Raw genomic sequence first — 14588 nt, 5'->3', positions numbered from 1 at the left:
ATGAAAAAAATATCACTTCCTATAAGATTTGGCCTTGTTACTAGTGCTGTTTTAATAGCATATTTTTTGATTCTATCATTGTTTAATAAACATATAAATCCAGCTTTTAGTTTTTTCAATGCATTTATCACAGGCTTTGGCGTGTATGAAGCCGTAAAATTAAGTAAGTTGCAATTTCCTACTGCTTTTTCATATGGTCAAGGCTTTAAAACTGGTATTATAACAGGTTTTGTTGCTACCTTTGTGTTTACAATTTTCTTTTTATTCTATACCACTGAAGTAAACACCAATTTTTTGCCAGAATTATTACAAACTTTTAAAGGGAAGTTTGATGTAAATATTGGTATGATAACCTTTATTGTTGCTGTTATGGGGTTAGCAACATCTGTAGTTGCAACGCTCTCTGTAATGCAACTTTTTAAAAATAGCAGAAATATACCTCAAAATCTTTAAAACGTTTGTAGATTAATAATTTAGCAGTATATTTGCACCCGCCTAAGAAGAATTGAAGGCAATGTTTAAATAATTTAATTAATAAAAACGTTACGCTATGTACGCAATTGTAGAGATAGCAGGGCATCAATTTAAAGTTGAAAAAGACCAAAAAGTTTTTGTTAACCGTTTACAAACTGAAGAAGGGAAGAAAGTAGCTTTCGATAATGTTCTTTTAGTTGCAGATGGAGACAAAGTAACTGTTGGCGCCCCGGCTATAAACGGCGCTCAAGTTGGAGCAAAAGTCGTTAAGCACCTTAAAGGTGATAAAGTAATAGTCTTTAAAAAGAAAAGACGTAAAGGTTACCGTGTAAAAAATGGTCACCGTCAAGCCTTAACAGAGATAGTAATAGAAAGTATTGCTACATCAGGAGCTAAAAAATCTGCTCCAGCAAAAAAAGAATCTCCAAAGGCTGAAGCTAAACCAGTAGCTAAAAAAGCTACAGGAAAAGCAGATGACTTAAAGAAAATAGAAGGAATAGGACCTAAAATTGCATCAACGTTAGTTGAAGCTGGAATTGCAACATTTGCAGATTTAGCAGCATCTACTCCAGAGAAAATCTCTGAAATTATTGCTGATGTAAGAGGTAACCATGTTACAGACACTTGGCCAGAACAAGCTAAATTAGCTGCAGAAGGTAAGTGGGATGAACTTAAAAAATGGCAAGACGAATTAGATGGAGGTAAGGCTTAAGCTTTATTTCTTATTGTTAAAATAAAATCGAAATAAAATGGCACATAAAAAAGGAGTCGGAAGTTCGAAAAACGGTAGAGAATCAGAATCGAAACGCTTAGGTGTTAAGATTTTTGGTGGTCAAGCTGCAATAGCAGGAAACATTATCGTAAGACAAAGAGGAAATACACATCACCCTGGTGAAAATGTATATTCTTCTAAAGATCACACATTACACGCCAAAGTTGATGGTATTGTAAAATTCACTAAGAAAAAAGACAATAAATCTTACGTGTCTATTGAGCCATTTGAGGCTTAGTAAGTAAGTTTTATAAAATACATTAAAAGCTCTTTCTGTTAATTCAGAAGGAGCTTTTTTTATTGTTATTTATGTTTACTAAAGTTCTTCTTAATGTTAAGTAAATTTAAAATATAGGTTTTTTCTTTCGTATAAATAACTATAACTTAAAATTTAATTAATAAAGATGGTAAGGTGCTTTTGTTATTTCGCATTAATAATTAACCAATTAATTAATCATGAAAAAACAATATGCATTTTTATTATTAACCTTTATATTTTCTTTTTTAGGATTTTCACAAAACGGAAATATTCAAGGAACAATTATTGATGAAAAAGGACTAGCCGTTCCTTTTGCTAATGTGTTAATGGAATCACTTAATAAAGGCGTGATTTCCGATGCAGATGGTAAGTTTGTTTTCGTAAATATTCCCTCAGGAAACCAAACTATTAAAGTCATGTATTTAGGGTATGCCGATACCGAAACAGAAGTAGAAGTAAAAGAAGGTGAAACAACAAATGTTACTATAGCAATTAGTGCAAAAGCTTTAGAGTTAGAAGATGTTGTAATTAATGGTTATAATAGTGGGCAAGCAAAGGCTTTAAATGCTCAAAAAAACAAACAAAACATTACTAATATAGTTTCTACAGATCAAATTGGTAAATTTCCTGACGCTAATGTTGGTGACGCCGTAAAACGTATTCCTGGTATTACTATGCAAGTAGATCAAGGTGAAGCACGAAATATTATTATTCGTGGTTTAGCACCTCAATTAAACTCGGTTACATTAAATGGTAGTAGAGTTCCTTCGGCCGAAGGTGATAATAGAAATGTTCAAATGGACCTTATTCCATCAGACATGATTCAACTTATTGAAGTTAATAAAGCCGTAACACCAGATATGGATGCAGATGCTTTAGGGGGGTCTGTAAATTTAGTAACTAGAACATCTCCTAACGGATTTAGAGTTGCAGCTACCTTAGGTTCTGGAGTTAACACAATTACAGACAAAAGAATACTTAATGCTTCTTTCTTAATAGGCGATAGAAGTAAAAACGGCAAGTTTGGATGGATGGTATCATCATCAATTAACGATAACGATTTTGGCTCTGATAATATAGAAGCAGAATGGACAGATGAGTTTGCTTATTATGATGCCGATGCAGACGAAGAAGTTGAAGTAGATGTAAATCCATATACCAACGTTTTTGAACAACGCGCGTATTTTGTTCAAAGAATTCGTAGAAGTTTTTCAGCTAATTTTGATTATGCATTTAATGCCAATAACAAAATCTTTATTAAATCTATGTACAACTGGCGTGACGATAGAGAAAATAGATTTAGGTTAGAGCATGAAATTTTAGATGCCGAAGATATAGAAGAAGGAGATTTTACAATTACAGATGGAGTTCCAACAAGATTTCCAGTAGAAGTTAAAAGAGAAACTAAAGGAGGTATTGATAATGATAGAAATAAAAATGCACGTTTAGAAGACCAGCGTATGCAAAACTATAGTTTAGGAGGTGAGCATTTATTTGGTAAACTGCAGTTAGATTGGTTAGCATCTTATGCAAAAGCCTCAGAAGAACGTTTACATGAAAGATATGTAGTATATGAATCTGAATATGTAATTTTAAATGATGTATCAAATTCTAAATTTCCTTTATTTACTCCCGAAAATTCAACCGATGCCTCTCCAAGTAATTTTGAATTTGGTGAATTTACCGAAGAAAATCAATATACAGACGAAAAAGATTTTAATGCCTTTGTTAACTTTAAATTACCTACAAACTTATTAGGTAAAGGAGGTTCCTTAAAATTTGGTGCTAGAGCTAAAGTAAAAGAAAAACAAAGAGATAATAACTTCTTTGAGTATGAAGGTTTAAATGAAGTCTTTTATGAAAACATGTTAAACCTACCACTAGTAGATAAAACAACGGATGATTATTTAGCGGGTAGCAAGTACAAAGCTGGATTTTTTGTAGACGAAGAATTTTTGGGCGATTTAGATTTTTCTAATGCATCTTTATTTGAAGAATCAGATGTGCCAGATGAGTACGTAAGAGCAAACTATGAAGTTAAAGAAAATGTTTATGCAGCTTACGCTATGTTTGATCAAAAATTATCAGATAAACTTAGTGTTTTAGCAGGAGTAAGATTAGAGAGTACAAAAACAGAAGCAACTGGTAATGAAATTGAAGACGAAGAAGATGTAATAGGTATTATTACAGAAGAAAAAGATTATTTAAATATTTTACCAGGCGTACATTTTAAATATAACATTAGCAACAATACGGTATTGCGTTTTGCATGGACAAACACATTGGCAAGACCTAATTATGCCGATATTGTACCAAGTATAGATGTTGTTAATGATGATGAAGAAATATTTTTAGGAAACCCAGATTTAGAAGCTACAACTTCTATGAACTTTGATTTAATGGCAGAACACTACTTTAAAAGTGTTGGTATTATTTCTGGAGGAGTGTTTCATAAAAATATATCAGATTTCATTTATACTTTCCAGTTTGAAGATACCACTACAGGATACGATGCTTTTCAGCCTCAAAACGGAGATGATGCTACAATTACTGGTGCAGAGGTATCTTTTCAGCGTCAGTTAGATTTCTTACCAGGGTTCCTTAAAAATTTAGGGGTTATGGCAAACTACACGTATTTAACCTCTAGTGCAGATGGTATTAGAAATGAAGATGGTGATGAGCGTGATGATTTAGACTTACCAGGTACAGCCCCAAACATGTTTAACGGTTCGGTGTCGTATAGCGGTAAAAAATTAAACTTGCGTTTATCTGCAAACTATTCAGATGCTTATATTGATGAAATTGGAGGGAATGCCTTTGAAGATAGATACTATGATGAGCAATTCTTGTTAGATTTTAATGCGTCTTACGCTTTCAATGACAACTTAAGATTATATTTCGATTTAAACAATATAACAGATCAGCCATTGCGTTACTTTCAAGGAGTTAAAAACAGAACTATGCAAGCTGAATATTACGGAAGACGCATTACATTTGGTTTAAAGTATGATTTATTTAAAGCAAAAAATTAAAATGAATAAACTTATTATATTAATTGGGTTAATATTAGTATCATGCGGAAAAAAGTTGCCTGTAATAGCTCCAGATGTTATTACAGAAAAGACATTACATGATACAGATGACCCTGCTATTTGGGTAAACAAAAATAATGCTTCTAAAAGTATTGTTTTCGGAACAGATAAAGATACAGAGGGTGCCATTTACGCCTTTGATTTAGATGGTAAAATAATAGAAGAAAAAACCATTAGAGGTTTAAAACGTCCAAATAATGTAGATTTAGAATATGGTTTTCAGTTAAATGATTCAACAAAAGTTGATGTCATTGCTTTTACTGAAAGAGAGCGTCAACAAATTAGATTGTTTTCTGTACCAGATATGAAACCATTAGATAACGGAGGGTTTAAAGTTTTTACAGATGCTAAAATGCCAGAGGCTAATTTACCAATGGGTATAGCTTTGTATAAATCAGCAAAAACCAAGAAATTTTATGCTATTGTAGGCAGAAAAACAGGACCTAAAAACGGATATTTATATCAGTATGAATTGGTTTCAGATAGTACAGGTGTTAAAGCAAATTTAGTTAGAAAATTTGGTGAGTTTAGTGGTAAAAAAGAAATTGAAGCCATTGCTGTAGATAATCAAAATGGTATTGTTTATTATTCAGATGAAGGTCATTGCATTCGTAAATATTACGCAGAACCTTCAAAAGGAAACAAAGAAATTTATTGTTTTGGGGGCGAATATTTTAAAGAAGATATTGAAGGTATAGCCATAGCTCATTATCCAGACAATTCATTTTTAATAGTATCAAATCAACAGGCAGGTACATTCAATATTTTTGATTTAAAAACCAATGCCTTTATTAAAGAACTTAATTTAGGAACTACAGAAACCGATGGGTGTGAGGTAACAACAGAAGCCTTGGGTGATAAATTCCCTAATGGGTTATTTGTAAGTATGAATGATGAAAAGAACTTCTTCTTTCATGATTTAAAAAAGCTTAATCTACAGTAGTAGTCTAATATATTGTTATAACATACAGCCCTTTTCTATTACAGAAAAGGGCTTTTTTTATTGATTTTAACATAAAAAAACATTAAATTAGGGTATTGCATTTGCAATTAACAATATGTTTTACTTTAAAAATTTGTGCTTATGCTACCATTTAGATCAGAAATACGTAATTCCCCAACCCAGCCTGTAATTAAGATTTTTTTACGTGATGAATCTTTAGACTCAAGAATTAAAAAGCATTTAGAACACTTTAATGAAATTGAACACATAGAAATTTGTGAAAGTGTTGCTAGAAATAGAGCCTGCGAAAACATAACCGTATTTTTAAAAGAAGGGGGAGATATTAATAGAATTAAAACATCTATAGACTCTAGTCTTTGGTTGTATTTTGAAAGAGAATATGAACCTAAAGATGTTTAACGATATAAATTTTTAAAAAAAAATCCCAAACTAAATATATAGCTTGGGATTTTTTATTTTATGTGAAATACTGAGATCAAACTCAGTATAACCAATTATTAATATCTGTAGTGTTCTGGTTTGTACGGGCCTTCCACTGTTACACCTATGTATTCTGCTTGGTCTTCACGTAATTCTGTTAATTCCACACCAATTTTTTCTAGGTGTAGTTTGGCTACTTTTTCATCTAAATGTTTTGGTAGCATGTATACTTTGTTTTCGTATTTGTCGCTGTGGTTCCAAAGCTCTATTTGAGCTAAAGTTTGGTTAGTAAATGAGTTGCTCATTACAAAACTTGGGTGGCCAGTAGCACAACCTAGGTTTACTAAACGACCTTCGGCAAGTATAATAATATCGTTACCATCAATAGTGTATTTATCTACTTGTGGTTTAATGGTGTTTTTAGTGTTTCCGTAGTTTTCGTTTAACCAAGCCATTTGTATTTCGTTATCAAAATGACCAATGTTACAAACTATGGTTTTGTCTTTCATAGCTTTAAAGTGTTCTGCACGAACTATATCTTTATTTCCTGTAGTTGTAATTACAATATCGGCATTACCAATTACGGTTTCTAGTTTTTTTACCTCAAAACCATCCATTGCTGCTTGTAACGCACATATTGGATCAATTTCTGTAACGGTTACAATACTTCCAGCTCCTTTAAAAGAGGCTGCAGTACCTTTACCAACATCTCCATAACCACAAACTACAACACGTTTACCAGCTAGCATAACATCGGTAGCACGACGAATAGCATCTACAGCACTTTCACGACATCCGTATTTATTATCGAATTTAGATTTTGTTACCGAGTCGTTTACGTTAATAGCAGGCATAGGTAAAGTTCCGTTTTTAACACGCTCATATAAACGGTGAACACCTGTTGTGGTTTCTTCGCTTAATCCTTTAATTCCTGCAGCTAGTTCTGGGTATTTATCTAAAACCATATTGGTTAAATCGCCACCATCGTCAAGAATCATGTTAAGTGGTTTGCGGTCTTCACCAAAAAATAAGGTTTGCTCTATACACCAATCAAATTCTTCTTCGGTCATATCTTTCCATGCGTAAACGGCAGTTCCAGCAGCGGCAATAGCAGCAGCGGCTTGGTCTTGGGTAGAGAAAATATTACAAGAACTCCAAGTAACCTCGGCACCAAGAGCTTGCAACGTTTCAATTAAAACAGCGGTTTGTATGGTCATGTGTAAGCAACCTGCAATACGCGCACCCTTTAAAGGTTGTTGGTCTTTATACTCTTCGCGTAAGCTCATTAAACCTGGCATTTCAGCTTCTGCTAATTCTATTTCTTTTCTTCCCCATTCTGCTAAAGAAATATCTTTAACCTTATTAGGAACGTAAGCAACTGTTTTTGTACTCATATTGTTATATTTGTGGGTCTTAAATATTAAACGGCAAAGATAGCCAATAACTTTCAGAAAAGTAAATGCCTCTATATAAAACCCTTAATCCCAATCAGCAAACTTGTGTTAAAATTTGGAAGATTACTGAATCTTATCATGAATTAATGAAACCGTTAACTTTAAAAACCGAAAGTTTACAGCGTGTTGAGAGGATGAAAAGTGAAATGCATCAGCGTGGATTTTTAAGTGTTAGACGTTTGCTTAGTGAATTTGGGTATCAAGATGCCGATTTATATTACGATGAATTGGGTAAACCACATTTAATGGATGGGAAGCAGATTTCAATTACACATTCTTTTAATTTTTCAGCAGTTATTATTAGTGATGAGGTTGTTGGAATTGATATTGAAAAACAACGAGAGAAAATAAAAGTAATAGCACATAAATTTATTGGTTATGAATACAATTATTTAGATGAAAATGAACCCGATTACATAAAAAAACTTACTGCTATTTGGTGTGTTAAAGAGTCCTTATACAAGCTTTTTGCAACTCCAGGTTTAAGTTTTAAAAATCATTGTTTAGCTATTCCGTTTAATATTGAAGATTCTGAAACCATTGCTTGGATAGATTATAAAAATAGAAAATACCGATACCATATTAAATTTATTGAGTTTGAAGGTTTTTCTTGTGCTTACGCTATTACTTAAATGAATTCTATTTATAAAAAAATACAAGCTTCAGCTTTAAAAGGCGAAAAACTTTTAGCAGTTTTAATTGATCCTGACAAAGTGGTAATTGAAAAGGTGCCCAGATTTATTTCAAAAATTAATCAATCTGTTGCTACTCATATTTTTGTAGGAGGAAGTACTGTTGATGAAAATGATACCGAATATTTAGTTGAAGAAATAAAAAAACACACCAATGTTCCAGTAATTTTGTTTCCAGGAGATGTAAATCAGATTACAGGAAAAGCAGACGGACTTTTATTTTTGTCGCTTATTTCTGGAAGAGATCCTAATTTTTTAATAGGTAAGCATGTAGAATCTGTTTCTAAATTATTACAAACAGCACTAGAAATAATTCCAACGGGCTATATTTTAATAGAAAGCGGAAACAAATCTGCCGTAGAGCGTGTTACTAATACCCAACCCATGTCAAGAATAGATGTGTCTCAAATTACAAAAACGGCAAAAGCTGGAGAGCTTTTAGGTATGAAACTCATTTATTTAGAAGCCGGAAGTGGTGCTAAAAGCCCAATTTCAGAAGACATTATAAAAAGTGTGAAAAACAAGTTGAGTATTCCCTTAATTGTTGGAGGAGGCATAAAAAGTAAAGAACAATTAGAAAGAACATATGCTTCAGGAGCTAATTTAGTAGTAATAGGAACAGCTCTTGAAGAAGATGAAACGTTTTTTGAAAAAATTAAAAAGTAGTATGAAAATATCAGTAGAATTAACATTAACACCATTACAAGATGATTTTGAACCTGCAATCATTCATTTTATTAAAAGGTTAAGAGCTTCAAACCTAAAGGTTAAAGAAAACCCTTTAAGCACACAGGTATATGGTGATTATGACAAGGTAATGGAGGTTCTAAACGAAGAAATTAAAGAAGCTTTTGAACTTATAGATAAGGGGCTTTTATACATGAAAATTGTAAAATCAGACAGACATAATTATGAGCCCCATTTTTGAGTTCTTCTTTGGGCAATATTTAGAATACGAAACTATTGATATTGTTCTTGAAATAATAGCAGTAATTTTTGGGTTTCTTTCGGTTTGGTACTCTAAACAAAACAAAGTTTTAGTATTTCTTACAGGAATGATAAGCACAATTATTTTTGTGTATCTACTATTAAAATGGGAATTGTTGGGTGATATGATGATTAATGCGTATTACTTTATTATGAGTGTTTACGGTTGGTATGTATGGACGAAAAAAACTGACAAAGAACAAGTTACCCCAATATCTCTAACAACAAACAACGAAAAGAAACTAAGTATAGCTATATTTATAGCAACCTTACTGTTTGTTTATTTAGTGTACATAACATTTGATAAATGGAACGGTTGGGTAGCCTATGTTGATACTATTACTACAGCCATATTTTTTGTTGGCATGTGGTTAATGGCTAGACGTAAACTGGAAAATTGGATTTTCTGGATAATTGGTGATATTATTTCGGTGCCTTTATATTTTTATAAAGGCTTTACCTTTACTAGTTTACAATATTTAGGCTTTACTATTATTGCAATTTTAGGCTATTTAGCATGGAAAAAAATCTTAAACAACAACCAGCAAACTGCATAAAAGTAGTTTTATTTGGTCCAGAATCTACCGGAAAAACAACCTTATCTAGACAATTAGCAAGGTACTATAACTCTGTTTGGGTGCCAGAATACGCGCGTGAGTATCTGCAAAATAAATGGAATAATGAACGGAAAACTTGCGAACCCAAAGATTTGTTGCCAATTGCTATAGGACAAATGAAGTTAGAAAATGAATTAGCCCAAAAAACCGATTCTGTTTTAATTTGTGATACCGATTTATTAGAAACAAAAGTATACTCAGAAACATATTACTCAGGAGTTTGCGATCCTATGCTTGAAAAACACGCCTTAAAAAATAAGTATGATTTGTATTTTTTAACTTATATTGACACGCCTTGGGAAGCCGATGATTTACGAGATAAGCCAAATGAAAGAGAACGTATGTTTAAGGCTTTTGAAGATGAATTAATAAAACAAAACAGACCGTATGTTTTATTAAGAGGAAGTACAAAAGTACGTTTAGAAAAAGCCGTTAAGCATATAGATAAACTATTAAAAAAACAAAACTAATGTTCACAGAAAAAGACATTGAGCAAATTCATAGCAAAGGTATTACTGTAGACCAAGTTCATGCCCAGATAGAACGTTTAAAAAACGGAATGTCTTATTCTAAACTATTAGCTGCAGCTACTGTAGGAAGAGGTATTGAACGTTTTACTGAAAAAGAAACACAAAGTTACATTCAGTATTATGATAGCAAAAAGGATAACTTATCCATTGTCAAATTTGTGCCTGCATCTGGTGCTGCAACCAGAATGTTTAAATTTTTATTTCAATTTTTAAAAACATATAACCCAGAGAAAGAAACCATTAATGAGTATATTGATAGACAGAATAATGATTTGGTAAAAACCTTTTTCTCAAACATAGAAAATTTCCCATTCTATTCTCAAGTCATTAAAAAATTAAAAGAAACAGTTCCAAACTTTGATTACTTTACATGTGATGAAACTTGTAGTGTATTTGTAAAAGCTATGTTAAATGCAGATGCATTAAATTATAGCTTTTTCCCAAAAGGACTATTGCCATTTCATAAATATCAAGACCAAGCCGTTTCTGCTTTCAGAGAGCATTTACTAGAGGCTACTTTATATGCTAGTTCAAATAAAACCGCAAATTTACATTTTACAGTATCAGAAAAGCATCATGACTATTTTAAATTAGAATTTGAAAAAATAAATAATGATTTAACAGAAAAAACAGGGGTTACTTTTAATGTATCTTATTCTTACCAAAAAGAAGCTACAGAAACTGTGGCACTTACTTCAAATAACACTGTTTACAGAAATGAAGACAATTCTATTTTATTTAGACCTGCAGGACACGGAGCTCTTTTAGAAAATTTAAATGATTTAGATTATGATTTAATATTTATTAAAAATATTGATAATATTACTGTTGAAGACAAAAACGTATCTATTTCAGAATATAAAAAATTACTAGCGGGCGTTTTGTTAAGCGTTCAAGAAAAGGTTTTTGCTTATCTAAACAAATTAGATAAAAACGATTGTGACGATGAAGATTATAAAATCATGGCTCTATTTTTAATCCACAGATTAAATGTGGTGGTTCCGTCAGATTTTGATGAATTTAGTTCAGAGAAAAAAAGGACTTATTTAAGAGAAAAATTTAACAGACCCATTAGGGTTTGTGGTATGGTTAAAAATGAGGGACAACCAGGAGGAGGACCTTTTTGGGTAAAAGAAGAAACAGGTAATGTATCTTTACAAATAGTTGAATTTGCTCAAATTAATTTCAGTAGTAAAGAACAACAAGGAATAGTTTATAAAGCAACTCATTTTAACCCTACAGACTTAGTTTGTGCAGTTAAAAACTATAAAGGAGAAAAGTTTGATTTAAAAGAATATGTAGATCATGAAGCTGCTTTTATAACCATGAAAACACAAAATGGAACAGATGTTAAAGCTTTAGAATTACCCGGATTGTGGAATGGTAGTATGGCGTATTGGAACTCTATTTTTGTTGAAGTGCCTTTAGAAACATTCAACCCGGTTAAAACAGTAAATGATTTACTAAAACCAGCACACCAAGTTGAAGAATAATGTTTAATGAAGAAACATTATTAAAAGAACTTACTTTTAAAGCAGTAAAAAGTTCTGGTAGTGGCGGACAGCATGTTAATAAAGTGGCTACTAAGGTAGAGTTACACTTTAATTTAACAAATTCTGCGGTGTTTACAGAAACACAAAAACAACGGCTTTTATCAAAACTTAAGCATAGGCTAACTAAAGAAGCAGTATTAGTTTTATCTTGTAGTGAAAGTAGAAGCCAAATTAGAAATAAAGAATTAGCAATTAAACGTTTTATAGAGTTAATTAGCAACTCTTTAAAAGTTAAGAAACAAAGAATAGCTACAAAAACACCAAAATCTGTTATAAGAAAACGGTTAAAGAATAAAAAAAAGCAGGCCGAAAAAAAAGCTAATAGGCAAAAACCAAGTTTAGATTAAAAAAAATAAATTCATTCTTTAAAATTTATAAATCTGCTGTATATTTGCTCCGTTCTCAAAAAGGGGTGCCTAAATACTAAACTTGTTTAGTAACTGGCTGAGATCATACCCAATGAACCTAGAACAGGTAATGCTGTTTAGGGATATTAAAATGTTATGCTAAACATGTTAGTTTTAGCATCTCATTAATAAAATCAATTTTTAATAACCAAAAGAATAATTACCTCTTTTTATTCGATTATATTTTTTTAATCGACATGAAAAATTTATTTCTTTTTTTAGCACTGTTAGTGTTATCAGTCTGTGCAAATGCACAACAAACTCAAGTACAACAAGATTCTACTTCAACAGAAAAACTAGATGAAGTCTTAGTGAAAGCAGTGAGGGTAGATGCAGATTCTCCCATCACCCATTCAAATGTAAGTAAAGAGGAGTTGGCTAAACGTAATTTAGGGCAAGATATCCCAGCTTTACTTAACTATTTACCATCTGTAGTAACTACAAGCGATGCTGGAGCAGGTGTGGGCTATACAAGTATTCGTGTACGTGGTTCGGCTGCCTCTAGAGTAAATGTAACCATTAACGGAATTCCTTATAACGATGCAGAAAGTCAAGGGAGCTTTTGGGTGAATTTAGGAGACTTTGCCTCATCAACACAGAGTTTACAATTACAACGTGGAGTAGGGACATCAACCAATGGTTCTGGTGCTTTTGGCGCTAGTTTAAATGTGTTAACCGATGCCTTTTCTAATGAAGCGTTTGCAGAAATATCAAATAGCTTCGGAAGCTACAATACCAGAAAGCATATGGTAAAACTTAGTACTGGTTTAATAAATGATCATTTTGAAATTTCTGGGCGTTTCTCAAAAATTGATTCCGATGGTTATGTTGATAGAGCCTTTACCGATTTAAAATCGTATTTCTTACAAGGAATTTATAAAGACGGAAACACATTAATTAAAGCTTTAACGTTTGGAAACAAAGAGTATACCTATCAAGCTTGGTATGGCTTAACAGCAGAAGAATTGAAAGAAGACCGCAGGCAAAACCCATACACTTATGATAATGAAACCGATAATTACTGGCAAGACCATTACCAATTACACTGGAACCAAAGGTTTAACAATAATTGGTCTACTAATATTGGTTTAAATTATACCAAAGGGAAAGGGTATTTTGAACAGTTTAAAGAAGAAGAATCTGCAGAAGATTTTGCCAATTTAATTGAAGACGATTCTGATGTTATAGTTCGCAGATGGTTAGATAATGATTTTTACGTTTTAAATGCTAATGTAACATATAAGAATAATGCTATTGAAGTTATTTCTGGTTTATCAATGAGTTCTTATACAGGAGATCACTTTGGGGAAGTTATTTGGGGAAGTAATTTAGCACCAAATACCAATATACGCGATCATTATTACGATGGTGATGCTACCAAAAACGATTTTAGCATTTTCTCAAAAGCAACCTTTAAATTATCAGATGCTTTAACTGGTTTTATTGATTTACAAGGACGTTTTGTTAGTTATAAAACCAACGGATTAAATTCTGATAGAGAAGAATTTATTACAGATGCAGATTTTAGTTTTTTCAATCCTAAATTAGGTTTAACCTATAAAACAGATAGTAATAACAGCTTTTACGCATCTTATGCAAGGGCAAATAGAGAACCAAATAGAGATGATTTTGAAAATGGCGTAACCGAAAACGAAACTTTAAACGATATAGAATTAGGTTGGAGACATAACACCCAAAAAGTAGCTGTTAGCACCAATATTTATTACATGTTCTACCAAAATCAATTAGTGTTAACCGGAGAGCTAGATGATGTAGGTAGCGCAATAAAAGCTACAAGTGGTAAAAGTTACAGATTAGGTTTAGAGGTAGATGCTAATATTCAATTTTGTGAAGCGTTTAGTACTTCAACAAATGTGGCATTAAGTAGTAATAAAAATAAAGATTTTACAACATCTATAAATGGTGAATTGGTTAACTTAGGAGATACTAATATTTCATTTTCACCAGATTTAGTAATTGGAAATACACTTAATTTTTATCCAACTAAAAGCATACAGCTATCATTGTTAAGTAAGTACGTAGGCGAACAATATATGGGAAATATAGATTCTAAACTTTCAAAATTAGACGATTACTTTGTGAGTGATTTTAATGTGAATTATGAAATTACACCAAAAAAACTTTTTAAATCTATTGTTTTGTCTGCTTTAGTAAATAATATTTTCAATAAAAAATATGTATCTAATGGTTATTTTGGTTCTTATGAATATGATGATTCATCTAGTTCAACAGGAATCACTACAGGTTATTATACAGGCTATTATCCACAGGCAACAACAAACTTTTTAGTTGGTGCAACATTAAGATTTTAAAAAATAAAAATAGAAGTAGAAAAGCGGCTCAAAA

The 14588-nt window shown here is 31.9% G+C and carries 15 protein-coding genes and 1 riboswitch; of the genes, 14 read left to right on the top strand and 1 reads right to left on the bottom strand.

All coding sequences use genetic code 11. From position 1 onward, the window contains the following. From J1D01_RS06875 to J1D01_RS06850, 6 genes are all read left to right on the top strand, one after another. On the top strand, positions 1-453 hold the full coding sequence (locus tag J1D01_RS06875; protein ID WP_421150296.1) for a DUF4199 domain-containing protein: 453 nt from the start codon (positions 1-3) through the stop codon (positions 451-453). 97 nt (positions 454-550) lie between these two features. Continuing rightward, positions 551-1186 (top strand): 50S ribosomal protein L21, encoded by a 636-nt coding sequence (gene rplU, locus J1D01_RS06870; protein WP_421150295.1) that lies wholly within the window; start codon positions 551-553, stop codon positions 1184-1186. A gap of 37 nt (positions 1187-1223) precedes the next feature. Continuing rightward, positions 1224-1484: a 50S ribosomal protein L27 gene (gene rpmA / locus J1D01_RS06865; RefSeq protein ID WP_076698461.1), complete on the top strand. Its 261-nt coding sequence runs from the start codon at positions 1224-1226 to the stop codon at positions 1482-1484. 218 nt (positions 1485-1702) lie between these two features. Next, on the top strand, positions 1703-4537 hold the full coding sequence (locus J1D01_RS06860) for a TonB-dependent receptor (RefSeq protein ID WP_421150294.1): 2835 nt from the start codon (positions 1703-1705) through the stop codon (positions 4535-4537). 1 nt (position 4538) lies between these two features. Next, positions 4539-5540, top strand: a complete 1002-nt coding sequence (locus J1D01_RS06855; protein ID WP_421150293.1) for a phytase — start codon at positions 4539-4541, stop codon at positions 5538-5540. Between the two features lie 141 nt (positions 5541-5681). Beyond that, positions 5682-5960 carry a hypothetical protein gene (locus J1D01_RS06850; RefSeq protein ID WP_372936601.1) on the top strand — a complete coding sequence of 93 codons (279 nt, stop codon included), beginning with the start codon at positions 5682-5684 and terminating at the stop codon, positions 5958-5960. A gap of 98 nt (positions 5961-6058) precedes the next feature. Here J1D01_RS06850 and ahcY read toward each other — a convergent pair whose 3' ends face one another. Continuing rightward, positions 6059-7375, bottom strand: a complete 1317-nt coding sequence (ahcY, locus tag J1D01_RS06845) for an adenosylhomocysteinase (protein WP_421150292.1) — start codon at positions 7373-7375, stop codon at positions 6059-6061. Between the two features lie 65 nt (positions 7376-7440). Here ahcY and J1D01_RS06840 point away from each other — a divergent pair, with 65 nt between their 5' ends. From J1D01_RS06840 to J1D01_RS06805, 8 genes are all read left to right on the top strand, one after another. Beyond that, positions 7441-8067, top strand: a complete 627-nt coding sequence (locus tag J1D01_RS06840) for a 4'-phosphopantetheinyl transferase family protein (protein WP_372936605.1) — start codon at positions 7441-7443, stop codon at positions 8065-8067. Beyond that, entirely contained in the window at positions 8068-8793 is a 726-nt protein-coding gene (locus tag J1D01_RS06835) for a geranylgeranylglyceryl/heptaprenylglyceryl phosphate synthase (RefSeq protein ID WP_421150291.1), read from the top strand. 1 nt (position 8794) lies between these two features. Continuing rightward, a complete protein-coding gene (locus tag J1D01_RS06830; protein WP_076698455.1) occupies positions 8795-9055 on the top strand; it encodes a thiamine-binding protein in 261 nt (86 codons plus the stop codon). Next, positions 9039-9671 (top strand): nicotinamide riboside transporter PnuC, encoded by a 633-nt coding sequence (gene pnuC / locus J1D01_RS06825; protein ID WP_421150290.1) that lies wholly within the window; start codon positions 9039-9041, stop codon positions 9669-9671. Before J1D01_RS06830 ends, pnuC begins: the two co-directional genes overlap by 17 nt. Next, positions 9632-10201, top strand: coding sequence for an AAA family ATPase (locus J1D01_RS06820; RefSeq protein ID WP_421150289.1), 570 nt, complete (start codon positions 9632-9634; stop codon positions 10199-10201). Before pnuC ends, J1D01_RS06820 begins: the two co-directional genes overlap by 40 nt. Beyond that, positions 10201-11754 carry a DUF4301 family protein gene (locus J1D01_RS06815; protein WP_421150288.1) on the top strand — a complete coding sequence of 518 codons (1554 nt, stop codon included), beginning with the start codon at positions 10201-10203 and terminating at the stop codon, positions 11752-11754. The genes J1D01_RS06820 and J1D01_RS06815 overlap by 1 nt, the downstream gene beginning before the upstream one ends. Next, positions 11754-12161, top strand: coding sequence for an alternative ribosome rescue aminoacyl-tRNA hydrolase ArfB (gene arfB, locus J1D01_RS06810; protein ID WP_421150287.1), 408 nt, complete (start codon positions 11754-11756; stop codon positions 12159-12161). Before J1D01_RS06815 ends, arfB begins: the two co-directional genes overlap by 1 nt. A 51-nt stretch (positions 12162-12212) precedes the next feature. Beyond that, a riboswitch (TPP riboswitch) is annotated at positions 12213-12322 on the top strand. Between the two features lie 96 nt (positions 12323-12418). Next, complete coding sequence (locus J1D01_RS06805) at positions 12419-14554, top strand: TonB-dependent receptor (protein ID WP_421150286.1); 2136 nt, start codon at positions 12419-12421, stop codon at positions 14552-14554. Positions 14555-14588 lie beyond the last annotated feature (34 nt).

The organism is Seonamhaeicola sp. NFXS20 (assembly GCF_049132085.1).
In the GTDB taxonomy this organism is placed as follows: domain Bacteria; phylum Bacteroidota; class Bacteroidia; order Flavobacteriales; family Flavobacteriaceae; genus Seonamhaeicola.
This window is presented reverse-complemented; position numbering and strand designations above follow the sequence as displayed.